Origin of the sequence: Campylobacter coli LMG 9860 (assembly GCF_000254135.1) — a bacterium.
Taxonomy (GTDB): Bacteria; Campylobacterota; Campylobacteria; order Campylobacterales; family Campylobacteraceae; genus Campylobacter_D; species Campylobacter_D coli.
This window is the reverse complement of the sequence record NZ_AINS01000006.1, coordinates 63,158-80,246: the sequence shown is the minus strand read 5'-3', so window position 1 is coordinate 80,246 and position 17,089 is coordinate 63,158. Positions and strand designations below refer to the sequence as shown.

The following is a 17,089-nucleotide window of genomic DNA, read 5'->3' as shown; positions in this document are numbered from 1 at the left end:
TCTTCATCATTAAAATGATCTTTCATGTAATTGAAAAATTCAGCCAAAAGCTCTTTTACTTCATTTTTGCTTACCGATCTATCAGAAACAATTTCAACCTTTGCTGCAAGCTCAAAAAGTTTTTTATGCTGATCATCAATTTTGGCATTGTGCACACTAAAACTGCTATCCCATTTTGGAAGCATTTTGACTCCTTGAAAAATTTATTTGCATTAAAGATTATAACATAAAAATAAGTTAAATATAAATTAATTTGTATTAAACCATTTTTTCAATATTTTTTGATACAATTTCAAGAAATATCAAAGAAAGGTGTCTTGTGGCAGCTAGAATTCTGCTTTTAGAAGATGATTTAAGTTTAAGTGAGATTATAGAAGAATTTTTAATCGATGAGGGTTATGAAGTTTATTTATGCACCAATGCTAAAGAAGCTTTAGAACTTGCTTATGAAAAACATTTTGATTTGTGGATACTAGATGTTAAGGTTCCTTTGGGTGATGGATTTTCTTTATTAAAAGAATTAAGAGCTTGTGGAAAACAAACTCCAGCTATTTTTATGACTTCTTTAAATACGACAGAAGATTTGAAAGAGGGTTATAATGCAGGTTGTGATGATTATATACGCAAGCCTTTTGAGCTTGCAGAACTTTCAATTCGTATTCAAGCTTTGTTAAAGAGAGCTTTTTCTCATAAAAATGAAGATTATGAAGATTTGGGGAATGGGTTTAAATTCAGCTTTACCTCACAAATTCTTTATCATTTTGATAAGGCTTTAACTCTACCCAGTAAAGAGATCAAGCTATTATCTTTGCTTTTAAAAAATAAAAATAATTTTTTAAGTACAGAAAGAATCTTTGAAGAGCTTTGGGAGTATGATGAAGAACCTAGCGAGCTTAGTTTAAGAGCGTATATTAAAAATTTACGCAAAATATTAGGAAAAGAAAAAATTATCAATCAAAGGGGTAGAGGATATTGCTATGGCTAAAAAAGTCATTAGGCAAATTTTATTGATTTATTTAACTACTACGGGTATTTTTTTAGCAATCTTTTTTACCTTATGGTATCAAAAATTATATGAAGAATTAGTGGTTGTAAAAGGTACTTCTTTAAGAGAAAATCATAGAAATATCATTATAAATATCCTAAATTCTCGTTTTGTTCCTATGAATGAAAGTGCTAGCAATATTGCTCAAAGTACTGGACTTAAATTTGCTATTTTTGATAAAAAACAAGCTATTTTTGATAATTTGGATTTTGATTTTAGAAAAGCAAAGGTTGAACTTAAGGGCAGGGGAATTTACGATGGAAAAGTATTTTTTCTTGATCGTATGAATACAGATAATTATTTTTTAAAACATACAAATGAAGATAATGCAAATACTGAAAGTGGATTGAAAATTTTAATTCAAGGTGAGGATGTTAAAAAGGATCTTATTTGGATTAGAATAAAGGTTTTTTCTTTTGCTATTATGGCTTTTTGCATATTGGGTCTGATAGCTTATATTTTAGTAAAAATTGCCCTAAAGCCACTAGAGGATAAGATTATCACTCTTAATCGGTTTATCAAAGATTCAACCCATGAGCTTAACACCCCTTTAAGTGTGATTTTGATGAGTATAGAACAACTTGAAAATCAAAAACTAGAGCATAATACCAAATTCACAAGGATAAAATTAGCTGCAAAAAGTTTATCTCAAGTGTATTCAGATCTTGTTTTTTATAATTTTCCCAATACCTTAGAGCTTAACAAACAAGAACTTGACCTAAAAGCATTGATTGAAGAAAGGCTAGAATATTTTAAAATATTTTTTGAGCAAAAGAAAATCAGTCTAAAGCTTAATTTACATCAAGCAAGTATTTTCGCTTCTAAAAACCAAATTTCTAAACTCATAGATAATCTTTTAAGTAATGCAATCAAATACAACAAAAAAGGTGGGGAAATTTTGATAGAGTTAAAAACAGGTTTTTTAAGTATCGCAGACACAGGTTGTGGAATTTCAAAACCAAATCTTAAGCATATTTTTGATAGATATGCGAGATTTAATACCGATCAAGGAGGCTTTGGCATAGGGCTTTCTTTGGTGAAAAAGATTTGCGATGATAATGATATTAAAATCATTTGCGAATCTGTAGAAAATCAAGGGAGTGTTTTTGAGTTAAGCTGGAGTGCAAAGAAGATTTGAAAAAGGACAATAAAATTTTTGCATCCACTTGCTTGAAACTCTCTATAAACATTTTCTCATTTTATAATAGTTATTATCAATAAAAATTTATTTTTCTATAAAAATAAGTTTATTAAAAAAGCTTTATTATAGATATTTAATCTTATAAAATAAAATAAATTTTTGATAATTAATATTAAATTTATTAAATATAAAGTAGAATTTCACAAATTACAAAGGAGAGAAATGAACCATGAAAAAAAGTTTGATTTATCTCATAGCTTTATGTTTGTCTTATACAGCTATGCAAGCTGTTTGTAAATATGCCGAAGAACAAAGAGAAGATAGGGCTGTGCCTATTGCTGCTTTAATAAGGCTTGGTATGGGTTATGGCATTTCGTATGCTAATGCACCAGGTGTTGGAGAGCAAACATACATAGGAAGACCACCTTTTGGGGGATGTCATTGACACACAATGATTTAAGCAATCTTTGTATCTTAATTTCACTTTTATTTTTAGAGTATATTTTGATAAATGCGAAGACTTTTAGGCAAATGACTCGCTTTGCAAATTTTTATGGCGTGATTATGGTATTGTCTTTTATCGTATCTTGGCAGATTTTTAATGCGTATTTTAATTTTCTTGTTTTTTTGATTTTATTTTTTGTATCTTATAAAATTTGGCAGTTTAAAAAGAAATAATCAGCAAGGAATTTGCTGATTATTCGTAGTAGGGCTTACATCATTCCGCCCATGCCACCCATTCCGCCCATGCCACTCATATCAGGCATTGCAGGTTTATCTTCTTTGATCTCGCTGATTGTTGCTTCTGTGGTTAAAAGCATACTAGCTACAGAAACTGCATTAAGTAAAGCTACTCTTTCTACTTTAACTGGATCGATAATTCCACTTTCAAGCATATTTACATATTCGCCTTTTGCAGCATCAAAACCTGTATTTTCATCCTTAGCATTTTCAACGCTGTTTACAACTACACCTGCATCAAATCCTGCATTTTCAGCGATTTGTCTTAAAGGTGCTCTTAAAGCTCTTTCAACTATAGCCGCGCCGATAGCTTCATCACCTTTTAAATCAAGATTGATTTTAGCTTTAGCTTTGATTAAAGCTGCGCCACCGCCTATTACTATACCTTCTTCAACTGCTGCTTTAGTTGCACTTAAAGCATCATCAACGCGATCTTTTTTCTCTTTCATTTCAGTTTCAGTTGCCGCACCTACTTTGATAACTGCAACACCACCGCTTAATTTAGCAAGTCTTTCTTGTAATTTTTCTCTATCATAATCAGAGCTTGTTTCAGCTATTTGAGCCTTGATTTGATTTACTCTTGCATCAATATTTGCTTTTTCGCCTGCGCCATTTACGATGGTTGTGTTATCTTTATCGATGATTACGCTTGAAGCTTGTCCAAGATCTTGTATTGTAGCGCTTTCAAGAGTTCTTCCAAGCTCTTCAGAGATCACTTCACCACCTGTTAAAATCGCTATATCTTCAAGCATAGCTTTTCTTCTATCTCCAAAACCTGGAGCTTTTACAGCAGAGATATTTAATACGCCGCGTAGTTTGTTTACAACTAAAGTTGCAAGTGCTTCACCTTCGATATCTTCAGCGATGATTAAAAGTGGTTTCCCTGTTTTTTGAATTTGTTCTAAAACCGGTAACAAATCTTTTAAATTTGCAATTTTTTTATCAAAAAGCAAGATGTAAGGATTTGAAAGTTCTACCGTCATTTTTTCTGCATTGGTTATAAAATAAGGGCTTAGATAACCTCTGTCAAATTGCATACCTTCAACTACATTTAATTCATCATTGATTGATTTTGCTTCTTCAACAGTGATAACACCATCTTTGCCTACTTTTTCCATAGCATCTGCTATTAAATTTCCGATTTTTTCATCTGAATTTGCTGAAATTGTAGCAACTTGAGCGATTTCTTTTTTATCTTTTACTTCACGAGAAAGTTTTTTAAGTTCAGCTACAATTGCTTCGCAAGCTTTATCCATACCTCGCTTAACTTCGATAGGATTTGCTCCAGCTGTAATATTTCTTAAACCTTCTTTAAAAATAGCATGCGCTAAAACAGTTGCAGTTGTTGTGCCATCACCTGCTTGATCTGCTGTTTTGCTTGCCACTTCTCTAACAAGTGAAGCACCCATATTTTCAAGACTGTCTTTAAGTTCTACTTCTTTAGCTACACTTACACCGTCTTTAGTGATAGTAGGTGCACCAAAGCTTTTTTGGATTAAAACATTACGACCTCTTGGTCCCATAGTAACTTTTACTGCATCATTTAATTTTTTAACACCTTCATAAAGTTTGTTTCTTGCTTCATCTGAAAAAATAATTTCTTTTGCCATTTGTCTATCCTTTTTTTTAAATTATTTTAAAATTCCTAAAATATCATCTAAATTTAAAACTAAATATTCGCTATTATCAATTTTGATTTCTGTTCCGCCATATTTAGCAAATACGATTTTATCACCATTTGCAATATCAGTGATTTCTTTACTTACTGCTACTACTTCACCCATTAAAGGCTTTTCTTTAGCATTATCTGGTATAATTATACCCGAAGCTGTTGTTTTGGTTTCTTCTACGCGTTTTACTAAAACACGCTTTCCTAAAGGTTGAAAATTCATTTTGTCCATCCTTAAAAATATTGATTTTTAGCACTCTTTAATTTTGAGTGATAATATCATACTATAAAAAATGAATTTTGTCAATACTTTGAGTAAAAATATTTATAAAACTTTAGTTAATTAGACTAAAGTTAATTAATAAAAAAAACTAAAGGATTTAAAGTGAAGAAAATATTTTATGGAGTAGCGGCTTTTATTGTGGTGCTTTTAATCGCACTTTATACCTTGCTTTTTACTAGCCTTGGTAATAATATAGTCGCAAATTTTATTCAAGATAAAATCAAGCAAAGTACAGGTCTTGATGCCAATATTACTCAGTTTGTTTTGTGTTTTTCAAGTCTTGATATTGAGGCAAATTTAGCCAATATGGCCGATTTAAAACTAGAAGGAAATTTAAGTCTATTTAAACTTGGCTTTGATCTTGATTATATTATCAGTTTGGATAAAAATTATGCTAAAAATTTAGGTTTAAATTTAAATCAAAATTTGGCTTTTTTGGGAAAGATTAATGGTAAATCGAGCGATTTTATGATCGATGGCAAGGGGTATTTGTTTGGTTCTAATGTGCTTTTAGATGCAAGAGTTTATAATTATTCTCCTATTGCTTTAAATTTAAGCGCTAACGATCTTCAAATTTCTGAATTGCTAGCACTTTTTGGACGAGGAAATTTAGCCAAAGGAACTATAGATATAGCAAGTAAAATTTCTGCTAAAGATTTAAAACCTGATGGAAATGCTATCATTAAACTTGATAATACTTATATAAATTATGCAGAAATTAAAAAAGAATTCAATATAGATTTACCTGAAAATTCCAATCTTAAAGCTGAAATTTTAGCAAATATTAAAGATGATACAGTCTATACAGTGAGTAAAATTTATAATAGTTATTTAACTTTACAAACTCAAAAAACCCTTTATAATCTTATTCAAAATACCCTAAATACGGATTTTGATCTATCAGTCCCTAATCTTGCAAAACTTGAAAAGCTTACAAAAACAAAGCTAAATGGATCTTTAGGAGTAAAGGGTGATGCGAGTGTGGCTAATAATGCTTTAACTGGTTTAAATGCTAATGTTATAGGGCTTGGCGGAGAAGTGAAGGCAAATTTAAAAAACAATCAATTAAATCTTAATGCAAGCAATGCTAGCTTGGAAAAAATACTAGCTCTTATAGGCTATGGTGGTATTGTTTCTGGAAATTTAAATGCAAATCTTGTAAGCGAGGGATTGGATTTTGCAAATTTCAATGCAGATGTAAAAATCAATAATGCAAAATTAAATAGTGCTGAAATTAAAAAAATAGCCAAGCTCGATCTTCCAAATACAAATTTTAGTCTTGATGCCAAAGCTAAAGCTAAAAATGGCAATATATCTTATAATGCGCTTTTAGCATCTAATTTGCTCAATATTAAAAAACTTGATGGAACTTACAATCTTAAAAATGCAGAATTAAACACAGACTTAAATGCTTTTATTGATGATTTATCTCAATTTAATGCCATAGCAGGACAAAAGTTACAAGGCAAGGCAGAACTTAACGCAAAAGCACATATTATAGGCGCTCAAATTCAGAATTTAAATGCTAATGCAAATATAGCAGGTGGATTAATCAAGGCAAATTCTAATGGAAAAAAATTAGACTTAGATATAAACAAGCTTGATCTTTCCAAGGTTTTTACTATTGTAGGTATGCCAAATTATGCAAGCGGGATAGTTAATGCTAGTGCGCGTTTAGATGATATAAATTTTAACAATCTTAATGGCAAGATAAATGCAGAAGCTAAAGGTATTTTAAATGCTGTAGTTTTAAGTCAGATAATGGATAAAAAATTTCCAAGCAATACAAATTATGATTTAAATATCAAAGCAGATTTAAAAAATAATATCGCTGATTTTGAGGGTGTTTTAAATTCTTCTTTGGCTAATCTTAGTAATTTTAAAGGAAAATTTGACATTAACAAAATGGTGTTAAATTCGGATTATGTTTTAGATATTGCTGATTTTTCAAAGCTAGGTTTTTTACTCGATAGAAAACTCAAAGGAAAGGCGAGTTTTAATGGAAAAATTGGTTTTGATAAAACTTTAAATTTTACTGCATTGAGTAAAAATTTATTTGAAGGAAAACTTGATAGTACTTTGAAAAATAATATTTTAAATGCAAAGTTAGAGGGAGTGGATTTAAGTACTTTGGCAAGTGGACTTGATTTTATAGATATATATCAAGGCAAGGCAAATTTAGATGCTAAGTATAATCTTATAAGCGAGCAAGGAGACGTTAATGCAGATATGAAAGAGGGTAAGCTTAAACCTAATGCTATCACTGCAGCTCTTAAGCTTATTACTTTAAAAGATATCACTACTGATGTTTTTCATACTGCCAATGCTAAAGCGCTTATTAACAAAGAAAACATCAAGCTTGATTTAAATATGCAAGCGGATCGTTCTTATGTCCTTGTTTCTTCAGGTATGCTGAATTCTAAAAGCGGAAGCTTGAATTTGCCTTTTGATATCAAGATAGATAGAGCCAATTTTAAAGGCAATATAACAGGAACAACACAAAAGCCCCAAGTTAAACTTGAAGCGGGTAGTGTAGTAAATTCCATTAAAAATATTGTAGGTGATAAAGCCCAAGATGGAGTTCAAAAAGCAGGAGAAAAAGTAGATGAGGGTATCAATAAATTATTGAATAAAATTTTTTAAGGTTAAGTGATGTTTAATGGACTTATAAGAGAGATTGCTAAGGTTAAATCTTATCAAAATAATGTTTTGAATTTAAAGGCAAATTATCGCCCTAATTTGGGCGATAGTGTAGCTGTTAATGGAGCTTGTTTGAGCGTGACTAAACTTCATAGCGATGGTTTTGAACTCGAACTTTCACACGAGAGTCGCAAGCACATAGCAGTACAAAATTTAAAAGATAAGGTGCATATAGAACCTGCTTTAAGGTATGGAGATAGGATAGATGGACATTTGATGCAAGGACATATTGATTTTATTGGTAGGCTTGAAAAGATTGAAAAAGATGAAAATGGGGTTGATTTTTATATAGCTTTGCCTAAAGAAGCGATGAAATTTATGGCAAGAAAAGGCAGTATAGGTATAGATGGGGTTAGCCTTACGATCAATGAAATTATAGAAAATGGCGTTAGATTAACCATTATACCTATTACTTTTAAGGAAACACTTTTTAAAGAATATGAAATAGGCCGAGAAATCAATATAGAAAGCGATTTGCTTGCTCGTTATATTTATGCACAAATGCAAGATAAGGATAAGGGACTATCATGGGAAGAAGTGGAGAGAATTGCTTATCTTTACTAGAGAATCAAAAAGTCAGTGTTTTTTGCGCTTATGATAAAGACTATAATATCTTTAGAGCCAAAGTTCATAAAGAAAATTTATTTTCTCATTTGGGTTTTAAGGATATTGAAAAATGTGTTTTTATGGATCAAATTCACTCCAATAAAGTTGAAATTTATGATGAGAATTTAAAAAATCTAAGTTGCGATGGCTTGATAAGTATAGAAAAAAATACCGCACTTTGTGTTTTAAGTGCTGATTGTTTGCCTTTGATTTTATGGCATGAAAGTGGCATTATAGCGGCACTTCATTCAGGAAGAAAAGGGAGTTTTGAAAATATTTTAAAAGAGTGTGTGGATAAAATTTATACAAAAAATCCTAATTTAGACATGCAGAAATTTCATCTTTTTATCTTGCCTAGTATTTGTGCTAAAAACTATGAAATAGATGGAGAAATTTTAGAATTTGCAAGAGTAGAATTTAAAGATTTTTTAGATGAAAGAAAACTTGATTTAAAAGCTTTGGTAAAATTTCAGGCTCAAAATTTAGGTATTAAAAATATTATCGACAGTAATATTTGTAGTTTTGATGATAAGACATTTTACTCTTATCGTCGCGATAAGACTTTAAAACGCTTTGTGAGTGTTGTTTATCTAAAGGGTTGATTGATGTATGAAAAAAAAGATTTAAGAGTATTAAAAATTATTCAAAAAGCTAGAGAGTTTGGGGATGGGGATTTGCTTAATGAAGCTTTAGTAAATCAGCTTGTTAATGCTGAATTTAAAGAGATAGAAAGCAAAGAAAGAGAAGAGCTTATAGCTCTTCTTAATTCCTTGATAGAAGCTAAAGATAAGGCTTTGCTTAGCAATCCTTAAAATTCTATATAATTTTCAAAATCTTCTTCTTTAGGAGGATTTGGCTTATTAGCAGCTAAGGCTTCGTTTATAATTCCTTCATATTTTACTATAGTGCTTTTAAATTCTTCTTTGGCTTTTCCGCTTAGCTCTGATTTAGCGATTTTAACTACTGAAGCAGGATTGATGGCTTTATTGTTTAGATAAACACCAAAATGTAAATGTGGGCCTGTACTCATGCCTGTTGAACCTACATAACCAATGAGTTGACCTTGATTTACTTTTTGGCCCTTCTTAATTTTTGCAAAACGACTTAAATGAGCATATAAAGTCATATAGCCTGAATCATGCTTTACTTGTATGACATTTCCATATCCTCCTTTAGTGCCTACAAAAGTGATTGTCCCTTTGCCTGCACTTTTTACAGGTGTTCCAGTAGGCGCTGCATAGTCTATACCAAGGTGTGCACGATAGCGTTTAAGTATAGGATGATATCTTGCAGTACTAAAAGTTGATGATATTCTTGTATAATTTACAGGTTTGGTTAATAAAAAAGCTTCCACTTCTTTTCCATCGCGATTGTAAAAAATATCATTAAAAGCGAATACTTCTTGTGCATTTTTGTTAATTTCTACTACAGCCATTTTTATAGCAATATCCCCCCAAAGTTTTCCCATGCGTCTTTTTTGCTCATAATAAAGAGTAACCTTATCGCCTTTTTGGATATTGCGAAAGTTAACACTTCCTCGAAAGGAGCGCACCATAGCACGAGCTAGAGTACTGCTACCACTTTCTTCATAAACATCTTGATAGGCTGAACTTTTGATTGTTAAATGTAAAATTCTATCTTCTTTTTGATAAGAAATAGGAGAAAAGGCAAGGGTGTATTGATTGTTTTTATCTTTATAAATATGAATTTGTAAATCATCACTGATAGGGATTAAAACTTGTTCTATATTATTATTTTCATCTTTTAAAACTTGATATTTTACTTTATAAGCTATATCAGAGGCAAGTTCTTGATCTTCTCTATCAAGCCCATAATAAAGCGATATAGGGATAGAATTTCTTTGCAAGAATTTAAGCAAAGTATCGCCATTATCCCAAGTAAGTTCTTCAACACTAAGTGCGGCAAAACTTTGAATAACAAATGCAAATAGGAGTAAGAGTTTTTTCATATAAAGACCTTATTTTTTCGAGGATTTTTAAATTTTTAAAAGCTATATTTTACTTTATAATTCTTACAATTGCTTAACAAAAAAGGATTATAATACATTAAATTGATTTTTTAAGGAGTTAGTTTGCTTAAATTTCTAGCATTTATTTTAAGCTTAAGTATGAGTCTTTTTGCAATAGATTTAAATTTAAAGCCTGTAAAAATGGAACTTTTAAAGGTTGAAGATATTTATGGTTATGTTGAAGATAGTCCTGATATAAAATTAAATTCAAGCGGTGTTGTTATACAGCGTTTTCAAACTTCAAAAAGCATTATAGCAAGAGCTAGTGTTATAGCTAAAGAAAAGGGTTTGGCAAAATTAAAATTCAGTGTTTTTGCTGATCTTGAGCAAGATGCCTTGCCTTTGCCAAATGTTGTACCACAAAAGGGTGATGAGGTGGTTTTAAATTTTCTTTATGATAGAGGTTTAGTGATTGCTCCAGATGAACAAACTTATAATGAGCTTGTATTTAGCTTTCCAGAAATTTATTTTACTCATATTGATATGCTAGGAGCACAACTCATCCGCTCTTCATCTCTTGCTCCAAAGCGTAGTGATTTTAGAAAATTTTGTGCCGATAATGCTGTGGGAATTTTGATTTTTGCTTTAGAGGATAAGGCAAAGATAGTTGATTGTCAAGATTTTAGTGAGCTTTATGAATTAACCATATCTAAACCAAGCAGTATACAAGTTCCTTTTTATTCTCGTATAGGTGGTTATAAAAGTAATTTTTTTGATTTTAATTCCCAAGAAGTGGGTAATTATTATAGATATTATGATGCTTTAATTAATATTCCTAAGGTAAGCCAATGAAAAAAGAATTTGAACAATATTTTATAAAACTTCTAGGTAGTGAAAATGCTTATTTTGATGATATTCATAAGCGTGCTTATAGTTATGATGCTACAAAAAAGCATTATTTGCCCGATGGGGTGATGTTTCCAAGAAACGAGGAGGATATTTCTAAAATATTAAAATTTTGTAATGAAAATAATATCATTATCGTTCCTCGTGGGGCGGGTTCGGGTTTTACAGGAGGAGCTTTGGCTGTTAATGGAGGTTTGATTTTAAGCTTTGAAAAACATATGAATAAAATTCTAGAAATCGATCTTGAAAATTTAGTCGCAGTAGTGCAACCAGGTGTGATTAATATACATTTACAAAGAGAAGTGGCTAAGCATGGACTTTTTTATCCGCCCGATCCTGCTAGCATGGAGTATTCTAGCTTAGGAGGCAATGTAAGTGAAAATGCTGGAGGTATGAGAGCTGCAAAGTATGGCATTACTAAAGATTATGTTATGGCTTTAAGGGCTGTGTTGCCTAATGGGGAAATCATTCGTGCGGGTAAACGCACCATCAAAGATGTTGCAGGATATAATCTCGCAGGTATTTTAATCGCGAGTGAGGGTTCTTTAGCGGTTTTAAGTGAGCTTACCTTAAAGCTTATTGCCTTGCCTAAATTCAAGAAAACAGCTTTTGGAATTTTTCCAAGTGTAAAAAGCGCTATGAATGCAGTTTATAAGAGTCTTGCAAGTGGGGTTAATCCTGTATCTATGGAATTTTTAGATAATCTTAGCATTAGAGCAGTAGAAAGTAAATTTAACAAAGGTTTGCCTGTGGATGCGGGAGCTATTTTGATTGCTGATGTAGATGGCAATGTAAAAGAAGCTATTGATGAAGATTTGAAAATTTTAGGAGAGCATTTTTTAGACACAGGAGCAAGTCAGTTTAAAATAGCCAAAGATGAGCAAGAAGCAGCAGATATTTGGTTTGCTAGAAGAAATTGTTCTCAAAGTATAGCTATGTATGGGACTTTAAAATTAAATGAAGATATTACTGTCCCAAGGTCAAAACTTCCTGCTTTACTTGAAGGTATAGATGAAATTTCTAAAAAATATGGTTTTAAAATTCCTTGTTTTGGTCATACTGGTGATGGAAATGTGCATACTAATGTTATGGTTCCTGATAAAAATGATGAAGAACAAGTAAAAAAAGGCTATGAAGCAGTAGAAGAGGTATTTAGGCTTACTGTGGAGCTTGGAGGAACTTTAAGTGGAGAGCATGGAATAGGACTTTCTAAGGCTCCTTTTATGAAATTAGCTTTTTCTGATGCCGAAATGAATTTAATGAGAAATATTAAAAAAGCTTTTGACCCAAATAATATTCTCAATCCTTTTAAAATGGGGCTTTAAAAAGGAAAAGATTGAAGAGAATTTTTGCTATTTTATCCAATTTGCGAGATAAAGAAATTTTAAATTATGCCGCAGCGCTTAGTTTTTATACTATTTTATCTTTGATACCGATTTTGTTTGTGTGTTTTTCTGTTTTTACGCAAATTTCAAGTTTTAAGGCTTATTATGAAAAAGCCAAGCAAATCATTTTTGCTTTTTTAATACCTGCACAGCAAGATATAGTTGCTGCTTATCTTGACACATTTTTAAATAATAGTGTAAATTTGGGTATAGTGGGTCTTATAGCGATGACCTTTACTTCTTTGGCTTTTTTTTCAGGCTATGATTTTGTAATCAATCGCATTACAAAAAGTGAGCCAAAAGGACTTTGGCAAAGTATTAGTTCTTACTGGACGCTTTTAACCCTTGTCCCACTAGGCTTAGGACTTAGTTTTTATATATCGGGTTTGATTCAGCAAGCTTTGGATGATTATAAAATAGGTTTTAATTTTTTTGAAATTTTGCCTTTTGTGATCATTTGGGGTTTGTTTTTTATATCTTATTCAAGTTCTATTCAAAAAGGAACTCTTAAAAGCTTGATATTCGTTTCTTTTGCGGCGGGAGCTATTTGGTATATAGGAAAGAATTTGTTTGTATATTACGTGGTATATAATAAAACATACGCTAGCGTTTATGGATCTTTTTCTACTATTTTATTCTTTTTTATTTGGATTTATATTTCTTGGATTGTTTATCTTTTTGGGATTAAAATTTATTATTTTTTAAATCATAATCATGATAAAGGGGATAAAATTCGCAAAAATACAAAAAAGAGCTAAAATTTTATAACGCATAGCTATGAAAGAAAGTATGAGATAGGATATTAAAGCCCAAGTTGGTATTTTAATATTTAAAGCATAAAATTTAAGATTAAAAAAGTCAATCAATACAGGATCTAAAAGATTTCCATGTGCTATAAAATGCAAACATAAAACCAAAGGATAAAAGACTATAAAAATTCCACTCAAAATAATGGCTAGGAATTGCTGATAGCTGATAAGAGGAAAGAAATAAAGCACAGGAGTAATCATACAAAAAAATGTCCATATATTCACTAAGATGATATTTAAGAAATTGTTAAATAATTTTGAAAAATGGTGCAAATATAAAAAAATATAAAAAACTCCTAGGCAAGAAAAGAAAAATCCTATACTCAATAAAAGCCTAGGATAAAGGACTATACAAAGATATATACTTATAAAAAGGGTAAAAAAGCTTAGAATTTTGATATTTTTACAAAGCAGATAAAAACCCCAAAGAGCCATGATTAAAGAACGAACATAAGAAGGCACAAAGCCTATAAGATAAGCATAAGCAAAAAGCAAGATAAAAATAAAAATGCTTAAATCAAAGCGTAAGCTTCTATAGGGAAAATATCTTTTTTGAAAAAAACTATACAAGGGTGCGAGTATAAAAAATACCAAAGTAAAAAGTAAACCTATATGATAACCACTGATTGCTATTAAATGAGCAACACCATAATGATTAACATCGTTTCTAAGTTCTGAGGAGATGGGCAGGGCAAAAAATAAAGCTCCGTAAAATTCTTGTATTTTTTCATTTGTATGTTGGTTTAAAAAATAAGAAATGAGAGTATTGTTTTTAAGATATCCTAATACTTCAAAACCATAGCTAGGAGCATAAAAGCTTTTTCCAAGATAATCCTTAAAGGAAATATTATTTGTGATTATTTTTAAATTCAAAAGCTGATTTTTGCTTAAATTTAAATCCTTAAAGCTTGTAGTATAAAGGATAAAATCCTTTGTTTTAAGTTTTAAAACCCAGTATTTTTTATTGTTTTTATTATGTTTTGGATAATACTGTAAAAGCAAGGCATTTTCTACTAGATAATGTTTCTTTTCTTTAAGGTTTAAAAAATGATTATATTCTAAAAATATATTAAAAACAAAAACAATAAAGCCAAATAAAAATAAATAACGGAATTCTTTAAGGTTTAGATATAAAGAATTCCAAAAAGACATTATTTTTTAGAAAATTTAGCCAAATAAAACCAAATAATTCCAACCAATACGATTAAAAATAAAGGTGCAATATAAGGATAAGAGCTTAACTTATTAAAAATTGCTTCTATGGCAAAACCAAATGCATAAGCGCTATATCCTAAAAGCACTGCCCAAAGTAAACTAGCAAAAGTATTGATGATGAAAAAATTAATAAATTTATATTTTGCTATGCCTGCAGCTATGGGGATAAAAGTTTTTAAGCCATAGACAAATTTTTGAGTTATAAGCAAAACGACTCCATGTTGTTTGGTTTTCATCATAGCAAGGGCAAGTTTTCGGCGATGATTTTTAAAATAAGGCATAATATCTTTTTTATAGTATTTTCCAAGTATAAAAAGCAAGGTAGAACCCAAAGTATTAGCCACAAAAGCTATGCTTATACATAAAGCCAAATCCATTTTTCCTTGAGAGCTTAAAACTCCAGCGGCTAAAATTCCTACCATTCCACCACCTAAAGAATAGAAAAATAAAACTATATAGCCGTATTTTAGTAAGGTATCTATCATATCTTGCATATTAGCTCTCTTATTTGGCGTATTCTATGGCTCTTAGTTCGCGTATGACATTTACCTTGATTTCTCCAGGGTATTGCATTTTTTCTTGAATTTCAGCAGCTATTTCTTTGGCTAAAAGCACGCTTTCATCATCATTTACAAGTTTTGCATTTGCAATGACACGAATTTCTCTTCCCGCATTAATCGCATAAGCATTTTTAATACCTTCTTTGCTTTTAGCAATCTCTTCAAGCTCGCTTACTCTTCTTAAGAAAGCTTCTAAGACTTCGCGTCTAGCACCCGGTCTTGCAGCGCTGAGCGTATCGGCTGTGCAAACGGCTGCTGATTCTATGCTTGTAGCTTCTTCATGTCCATGGTGAGCATAAATAGCATTAATAACCACAGGATGTTCTTTATAGCGTTTGCAAAGTTCTGCTCCTAAGTCTACATGAGAGCCTTCAAAATCATGCGTTAAAGCTTTGCCTATGTCGTGTAAAATTCCTGCGCGTCGTGCTAAATTTTCATCCCCTCCACACTCAGCAGCGATGATTCCTGCCAAATGAGCTACTTCTAAAGAATGTGCTAAAGCATTTTGTCCATAGCTTGCGCGGTATTTAAGCTTTCCTATAAGTTTGGTGATTTCTGGATGGACCTTAGAAAGCCCTAAGTCCATCAGTATAGTTTCACCTTCTTCTAAAATAGCATTATCAAATTCTTTGCATACTTTTTCGTGAATTTCTTCTATGCGAGCAGGCTGAATTCTTCCATCTTCTACTAAAAGTTCAATCACCTTAGTTGCAATAGCACGGCGATAAAGATTAAAGCAACTTACTATGATAGCTCCAGGTGTATCATCGATGATGATATCTACTCCTAAAACCATTTCTAAGGTTTTAACATTGCGTCCTTCTTTGCCTATGATACGCCCTTTTAACTCATCGTTTTTGATGTTGACAACATTAATAAGTCTTTCAGCAGCAAATTCTCCTGCAAAACGAGAGGTTGCTTGTGCTATGATGTAATTTGCCTTTCTTTTAGCCTCATTTCTAGCCTCTTCTTCATATCTCCTAACGATATGAGCAATTTCATTGCGTGAGTTTTCTTCTACTTTTTCAAGAATGATATTTTTTGCTTCATCTTGAGTGAGCCCTGCTGAATGTTCTAAAATATTTAAAACATCATTGAGTTTTGTTTGGTATTGTTTTTTAAGCTTGTCAGCATCTGATTGTAAATCAAGCATTTGTTTTTTAGAGCGTAATAATTCTTCTTGATTTTCTTTTAAGCTTTCTTCTTGAAGTTGAAGTTTTTGCTCTTTTTTGGATAATTCATCAAATTTTTGATTGAATTCTTTTTGAATTTTGTGAGTTTTATCCTCGTATTTTTTTTTCACTTCAAGTTCGGCATTAAGGATTGAATTTTTGGCATCTTTTAAAATCAGTTCAGCTTCGTATTCTATAGCTTTTGCTTTCGCTTTTGCTTGCTCAACAAAAATTTCATATTTAGCATCATTGATTTTTTTTGCAACTAAATATCCTATTCCAAGACCGACTATAGCGGTTATAAGTGCGATAAGTGATTCTATCATATTTGTTGTCTTTCTTGTAGTATTTTTTATAAGGGTTGATATAAAATTCACCCGCAATATCATGCTCTTGGGTTAATTTTTTTTCACTTATAGCATTGATACTTTGAGCAAAAATTACAAGAGGTTTATAGTTTAAATTTTCAAAAAATCTATCATAAAAACCTTGCCCATGTCCTATTCTTTTTAATTCTCTATCTACTCCTATCACGGGTATGATAGCTATATCAATTTTAGTTTTCAAAAAGGAGTCCATGGGTTCTAATACCCCAAACCTTTTTTTAATAAAAGGCAATCTTAATTTTACAATTTTTAAACTTTTATCTTGCATAAATGGGACAAAAAGTTTATGATTTTTACTAAAAATATGTCTAAATTTGAGTAAATTTGGCTCATATCCTAAAGGAATGAAAATTAGAATATTTTTCGCTTTTGTTTTTTTAATCAAGTTAAAACATTCCTTAAACACTATGAAATCTTGCTTGAATTTAAGTTTTTTGTGTTGCGCGAGACGGTTTTTTTGCAAAGTCCTAAAAGATGTTTTTTGCATCGTGTGCCTTTTTAA

General features: G+C 31.0%; 19 protein-coding genes. 11 read left to right on the top strand and 8 right to left on the bottom strand.

Annotated features, from left to right (window positions below):
- A partial coding sequence (locus CCO88_RS01340) for a bacteriohemerythrin (RefSeq protein WP_002781236.1) occupies positions 1 to 185 on the bottom strand: 185 nt, incomplete at its 3' end.
- A gap of 134 nt (positions 186 to 319) precedes the next feature.
- On the opposite strand from CCO88_RS01340, the gene dccR reads away from it, so the two are divergent.
- The 4 genes from dccR (at position 320) to CCO88_RS01320 (ending at position 2,864) form a co-directional block, all read left to right on the top strand.
- The gene (dccR, locus tag CCO88_RS01335; RefSeq protein ID WP_002777414.1) at positions 320 to 985 is read left to right on the top strand and encodes a two-component system response regulator DccR; all 666 of its coding nucleotides are present in this window, start codon (positions 320 to 322) and stop codon (positions 983 to 985) included.
- Positions 978 to 2,183: a two-component system sensor histidine kinase DccS gene (dccS, locus tag CCO88_RS01330; protein WP_002811506.1), complete on the top strand. Its 1,206-nt coding sequence runs from the start codon at positions 978 to 980 to the stop codon at positions 2,181 to 2,183. The genes dccR and dccS overlap by 8 nt, the downstream gene beginning before the upstream one ends.
- Before the next feature lie 232 nt (positions 2,184 to 2,415).
- Positions 2,416 to 2,631, top strand: coding sequence for a hypothetical protein (locus tag CCO88_RS01325; protein ID WP_002786501.1), 216 nt, complete (start codon positions 2,416 to 2,418; stop codon positions 2,629 to 2,631).
- Positions 2,622 to 2,864 (top strand): hypothetical protein, encoded by a 243-nt coding sequence (locus CCO88_RS01320; protein ID WP_002777410.1) that lies wholly within the window; start codon positions 2,622 to 2,624, stop codon positions 2,862 to 2,864. The genes CCO88_RS01325 and CCO88_RS01320 overlap by 10 nt, the downstream gene beginning before the upstream one ends.
- Before the next feature lie 35 nt (positions 2,865 to 2,899).
- On the opposite strand, the gene groL is transcribed toward CCO88_RS01320, so the two are convergent.
- Positions 2,900 to 4,537 carry a chaperonin GroEL gene (gene groL / locus CCO88_RS01315; protein ID WP_002781241.1) on the bottom strand — a complete coding sequence of 546 codons (1,638 nt, stop codon included), beginning with the start codon at positions 4,535 to 4,537 and terminating at the stop codon, positions 2,900 to 2,902.
- 21 nt (positions 4,538 to 4,558) lie between these two features.
- A complete protein-coding gene (groES, locus tag CCO88_RS01310; RefSeq protein ID WP_002777403.1) occupies positions 4,559 to 4,819 on the bottom strand; it encodes a co-chaperone GroES in 261 nt (86 codons plus the stop codon).
- Between the two features lie 162 nt (positions 4,820 to 4,981).
- On the opposite strand from groES, the gene CCO88_RS01305 reads away from it, so the two are divergent.
- The 4 genes from CCO88_RS01305 to CCO88_RS01290 are packed head-to-tail and all read left to right on the top strand — an operon-like array spanning position 4,982 to position 8,997.
- Positions 4,982 to 7,522, top strand: a complete 2,541-nt coding sequence (locus CCO88_RS01305) for a translocation/assembly module TamB domain-containing protein (protein ID WP_002784369.1) — start codon at positions 4,982 to 4,984, stop codon at positions 7,520 to 7,522.
- Positions 7,523 to 7,531: 9 nt separating this feature from the next.
- Positions 7,532 to 8,143 carry a riboflavin synthase gene (gene ribE / locus CCO88_RS01300; RefSeq protein WP_002777399.1) on the top strand — a complete coding sequence of 204 codons (612 nt, stop codon included), beginning with the start codon at positions 7,532 to 7,534 and terminating at the stop codon, positions 8,141 to 8,143.
- Positions 8,107 to 8,787 carry a purine nucleoside phosphorylase YfiH/LACC1 family protein gene (locus tag CCO88_RS01295; RefSeq protein WP_002781246.1) on the top strand — a complete coding sequence of 227 codons (681 nt, stop codon included), beginning with the start codon at positions 8,107 to 8,109 and terminating at the stop codon, positions 8,785 to 8,787. The genes ribE and CCO88_RS01295 overlap by 37 nt, the downstream gene beginning before the upstream one ends.
- 3 nt (positions 8,788 to 8,790) lie before the next feature.
- Complete coding sequence (locus CCO88_RS01290; protein WP_002777395.1) at positions 8,791 to 8,997, top strand: hypothetical protein; 207 nt, start codon at positions 8,791 to 8,793, stop codon at positions 8,995 to 8,997.
- Here CCO88_RS01290 and pgp5 read toward each other — a convergent pair.
- Positions 8,994 to 10,154, bottom strand: a complete 1,161-nt coding sequence (gene pgp5, locus CCO88_RS01285; RefSeq protein WP_002777393.1) for a peptidoglycan metallopeptidase Pgp5 — start codon at positions 10,152 to 10,154, stop codon at positions 8,994 to 8,996. The genes CCO88_RS01290 and pgp5 overlap by 4 nt on opposite strands.
- A gap of 159 nt (positions 10,155 to 10,313) precedes the next feature.
- Here pgp5 and CCO88_RS01280 point away from each other — a divergent pair, with 159 nt between their 5' ends.
- The 3 genes from CCO88_RS01280 to CCO88_RS01270 are packed head-to-tail and all read left to right on the top strand — an operon-like array spanning position 10,314 to position 13,203.
- On the top strand, positions 10,314 to 11,006 hold the full coding sequence (locus CCO88_RS01280; protein ID WP_002777391.1) for a plasminogen-binding N-terminal domain-containing protein: 693 nt from the start codon (positions 10,314 to 10,316) through the stop codon (positions 11,004 to 11,006).
- Positions 11,003 to 12,385, top strand: coding sequence for an FAD-linked oxidase C-terminal domain-containing protein (locus CCO88_RS01275; RefSeq protein ID WP_002839107.1), 1,383 nt, complete (start codon positions 11,003 to 11,005; stop codon positions 12,383 to 12,385). The genes CCO88_RS01280 and CCO88_RS01275 overlap by 4 nt, the downstream gene beginning before the upstream one ends.
- Positions 12,386 to 12,396: 11 nt before the next feature.
- Complete coding sequence (locus tag CCO88_RS01270) at positions 12,397 to 13,203, top strand: YihY/virulence factor BrkB family protein (RefSeq protein ID WP_002784376.1); 807 nt, start codon at positions 12,397 to 12,399, stop codon at positions 13,201 to 13,203.
- Here the strand turns inward: CCO88_RS01270 and CCO88_RS01265 are convergent.
- The 4 genes from CCO88_RS01265 to CCO88_RS01250 are packed head-to-tail and all read right to left on the bottom strand — an operon-like array spanning position 13,147 to position 17,074.
- Positions 13,147 to 14,406, bottom strand: a complete 1,260-nt coding sequence (locus CCO88_RS01265; protein WP_002777385.1) for a ComEC/Rec2 family competence protein — start codon at positions 14,404 to 14,406, stop codon at positions 13,147 to 13,149. The genes CCO88_RS01270 and CCO88_RS01265 overlap by 57 nt on opposite strands.
- Complete coding sequence (locus CCO88_RS01260) at positions 14,406 to 14,963, bottom strand: DedA family protein (protein ID WP_002781270.1); 558 nt, start codon at positions 14,961 to 14,963, stop codon at positions 14,406 to 14,408. The genes CCO88_RS01265 and CCO88_RS01260 overlap by 1 nt, the downstream gene beginning before the upstream one ends.
- 10 nt (positions 14,964 to 14,973) lie before the next feature.
- Positions 14,974 to 16,527 carry a ribonuclease Y gene (rny, locus tag CCO88_RS01255; protein WP_002784377.1) on the bottom strand — a complete coding sequence of 518 codons (1,554 nt, stop codon included), beginning with the start codon at positions 16,525 to 16,527 and terminating at the stop codon, positions 14,974 to 14,976.
- Positions 16,448 to 17,074, bottom strand: a complete 627-nt coding sequence (locus CCO88_RS01250; protein ID WP_002777380.1) for a 5-formyltetrahydrofolate cyclo-ligase — start codon at positions 17,072 to 17,074, stop codon at positions 16,448 to 16,450. Before CCO88_RS01250 ends, rny begins: the two co-directional genes overlap by 80 nt.
- Between the last annotated feature and the right edge of the window lie 15 nt (positions 17,075 to 17,089).

What these genes read in the sequence shown, in the direction of transcription:
- dccS (WP_002811506.1), top strand. Translation starts at nt 978, where the DNA reads ATGGCTAAAAAAGTCATTAGGCAAATTTTATTGATTTATTTAACTACT.
- CCO88_RS01325 (WP_002786501.1), top strand. Translation starts at nt 2,416, where the DNA reads ATGAAAAAAAGTTTGATTTATCTCATAGCTTTATGTTTGTCTTATACA.
- CCO88_RS01320 (WP_002777410.1), top strand. Translation starts at nt 2,622, where the DNA reads ATGTCATTGACACACAATGATTTAAGCAATCTTTGTATCTTAATTTCA.
- groL (WP_002781241.1), bottom strand. Translation starts at nt 4,537, where the DNA reads ATGGCAAAAGAAATTATTTTTTCAGATGAAGCAAGAAACAAACTTTAT.
- groES (WP_002777403.1), bottom strand. Translation starts at nt 4,819, where the DNA reads ATGAATTTTCAACCTTTAGGAAAGCGTGTTTTAGTAAAACGCGTAGAA.
- ribE (WP_002777399.1), top strand. Translation starts at nt 7,532, where the DNA reads ATGTTTAATGGACTTATAAGAGAGATTGCTAAGGTTAAATCTTATCAA.
- CCO88_RS01295 (WP_002781246.1), top strand. Translation starts at nt 8,107, where the DNA reads ATGGGAAGAAGTGGAGAGAATTGCTTATCTTTACTAGAGAATCAAAAA.
- CCO88_RS01290 (WP_002777395.1), top strand. Translation starts at nt 8,791, where the DNA reads ATGTATGAAAAAAAAGATTTAAGAGTATTAAAAATTATTCAAAAAGCT.
- pgp5 (WP_002777393.1), bottom strand. Translation starts at nt 10,154, where the DNA reads ATGAAAAAACTCTTACTCCTATTTGCATTTGTTATTCAAAGTTTTGCC.
- CCO88_RS01280 (WP_002777391.1), top strand. Translation starts at nt 10,314, where the DNA reads ATGAGTCTTTTTGCAATAGATTTAAATTTAAAGCCTGTAAAAATGGAA.
- CCO88_RS01275 (WP_002839107.1), top strand. Translation starts at nt 11,003, where the DNA reads ATGAAAAAAGAATTTGAACAATATTTTATAAAACTTCTAGGTAGTGAA.
- CCO88_RS01265 (WP_002777385.1), bottom strand. Translation starts at nt 14,406, where the DNA reads ATGTCTTTTTGGAATTCTTTATATCTAAACCTTAAAGAATTCCGTTAT.
- CCO88_RS01260 (WP_002781270.1), bottom strand. Translation starts at nt 14,963, where the DNA reads ATGCAAGATATGATAGATACCTTACTAAAATACGGCTATATAGTTTTA.
- rny (WP_002784377.1), bottom strand. Translation starts at nt 16,527, where the DNA reads ATGATAGAATCACTTATCGCACTTATAACCGCTATAGTCGGTCTTGGA.
- CCO88_RS01250 (WP_002777380.1), bottom strand. Translation starts at nt 17,074, where the DNA reads ATGCAAAAAACATCTTTTAGGACTTTGCAAAAAAACCGTCTCGCGCAA.